Source organism: Streptomyces sp. NPDC126497, from assembly GCF_040302425.1.
In the GTDB taxonomy this organism is placed as follows: domain Bacteria; phylum Actinomycetota; class Actinomycetes; order Streptomycetales; family Streptomycetaceae; genus Streptomyces.
The window spans coordinates 1-1835 of record NZ_JBEORT010000221.1 but is presented as its reverse complement, the minus strand read 5'-3'; the positions used below and the strand labels follow the sequence as shown (position 1 = coordinate 1835).

Here is a 1835-nt window from a genome sequence, read left to right as displayed (position 1 = left end):
CTAGTACTCCAGTTGTAGATCGTGATCTTGTTGGTCGGGTGCCAGGTCCTGTCCGGTCCGATGCTCTTGCTGTCTCAGCCGGACTGGTCAGTGGAGGGGCTGATGACGCTGTCCGTGCCGTAGAAGTGGCCCTGGTCGCACAGGGCGTCGATCTCGGCGTTGTCTTCCTCGCTCAGTTGTGCATCCAGCGCGACGCTGATGACGCCTCGGGCGCGGGCCAATCGCCGAGCGACATCCCAGTCGGCGATGAACTTGCCGACGGTGTACTCGTCGGCCGTACCGGCTGCCTGACGGGATCCGAGCCGGTCAAGGGAAACGACGAACTCGTTCAGGTCTTGCAGTACTGCGACGACCTCGCTGAGGGGCATGCGGATCTCTCGGGAGGACATGTCCATCAACCGATTCAACTCCAGAGTGGTGCTCGGGCCCAGATCCTGATCTTGCTGGTCGGGCTGGTCCAGGAACAGGTGCGGCCACCGGTGATCATCGGTGTGTGAAGACAGAAGATCAGGCGGTGGCCGCAGGTCACAGCATAGATCCTGCCCGCTGGCAGAAAGCGTTCGAGGCACTGATGGGCCGTATCGCGGGACGGTTCGTCCGGGTGGAACCCCGGCGCCGGGCACGGGCGTTCGTGCTCGGACTGTTGTCGGACCTGCCGCGCAAGAACTGCTGGACACTCGCCGAGCAGGCCGGGGACGCGAACCCGTACGGTCTGCAACACCTGCTGTCGAGGGCCAAGTGGGATGCCGACGCGGTACGCGATGACATCCGCGGCTTCGTCGTCGAGCACTTGCACCACGAGGATGCGGTGCTGGTCGTGGATGAGACCGGCGACCTGAAGAAAGGCACAGGCACAGTGGGAGTGCAGCGCCAGTACACCGGCACTGCCGGGCGCATCGAAAACTCCCAGGTCGCCGTCTACCTTGCCTACTCGACTCCGCTCGGGCACGCGGCGATAGACCGGGAGCTGTATGTCCCGCGTTCATGGACCGAGGACACGGCCCGCTGCCAGGCCGCCGGGATACCCGACAATGTCGCCTTCACCACGAAACCAGCCCTCGCAGTTCGTATGATCACCCGCGCGCTGGACGTCGGCGTCCCCGCATCCTGGGTGGCCGGCGACGAGGTCTACGGAGCCAACCCGCACCTGCGTACCACCCTGGAGGAACGGCAGGTCGGCTACGTACTCGCCGTCGCCCGTGACCACCGAATCACCACCCGCGCGGGCACCTTCCGCGCCGACGCCCTGATCAAGAAGCTGCCGCGGAGAGCCTGGCAGAAACTCTCCGCCAGCGCCGGAGCCAAGGGGCACCGCTTCTACGACTGGGCCCTGGCCGACCTCGCCGACGACCGGCCAGGCCACCATCAACTGCTCGTCCGCCGCAACCGGCGCACCGGCGAACTCGCCTTCCACCGCTGCTATTCACCCGCCCCGGCGCCGCTGTCCACTCTGGTGCGCGTCGCCGGACGCAGATGGACCATCGAGGAAACCTTCCAGTCCGGCAAGGGCCTTACCGGACTGGACGAACACCAGGTCAGACGCTGGACGTCCTGGCACCGCTGGGTCACTCTCGCGATGCTCGCCCACGCCTTCCTCGCCGTCGTCCGCGCCGACGAACGCGCCCGCCACCCAAAGCCCGACGGACTGATACCCCTCACCTGCAACGAGATCCAGCGCCTGTTCATCGCGCTCGTCGTCCGACCCGTCCACGGCACGGCCCACCGACTCGAGTGGTCCCACTGGCGACGCCGCCACCAGGCCCGATCCCAGGCCAGCCACTATCAGCGACAAGCCGCCCAGTCATGAAGATCGCGATCTACAGCTGGAGTACTAG

Annotated in this window: 2 protein-coding genes; one reads left to right on the top strand and one right to left on the bottom strand. The window is 66.1% G+C overall.

Going from position 1 to position 1835, the window contains the following annotated elements; all coding sequences use genetic code 11:
- Positions 1–74 precede the first annotated feature (74 nt).
- Positions 75–395, bottom strand: a complete 321-nt coding sequence (locus tag ABTY20_RS35200; protein ID WP_352001207.1) for a hypothetical protein — start codon at positions 393–395, stop codon at positions 75–77.
- 176 nt (positions 396–571) lie between these two features.
- Between ABTY20_RS35200 and ABTY20_RS35195 the strand changes: the two genes are divergently transcribed.
- Positions 572–1807 carry an IS701 family transposase gene (locus ABTY20_RS35195; protein ID WP_352001208.1) on the top strand — a complete coding sequence of 412 codons (1236 nt, stop codon included), beginning with the start codon at positions 572–574 and terminating at the stop codon, positions 1805–1807.
- Positions 1808–1835 lie beyond the last annotated feature (28 nt).

Bases quoted from the DNA above. Each gene is read 5' to 3' on its own strand.
- ABTY20_RS35200 (WP_352001207.1), bottom strand. From the start codon at position 395: ATGGACATGTCCTCCCGAGAGATCCGCATGCCCCTCAGCGAGGTCGTC.
- ABTY20_RS35195 (WP_352001208.1), top strand. From the start codon at position 572: ATGGGCCGTATCGCGGGACGGTTCGTCCGGGTGGAACCCCGGCGCCGG.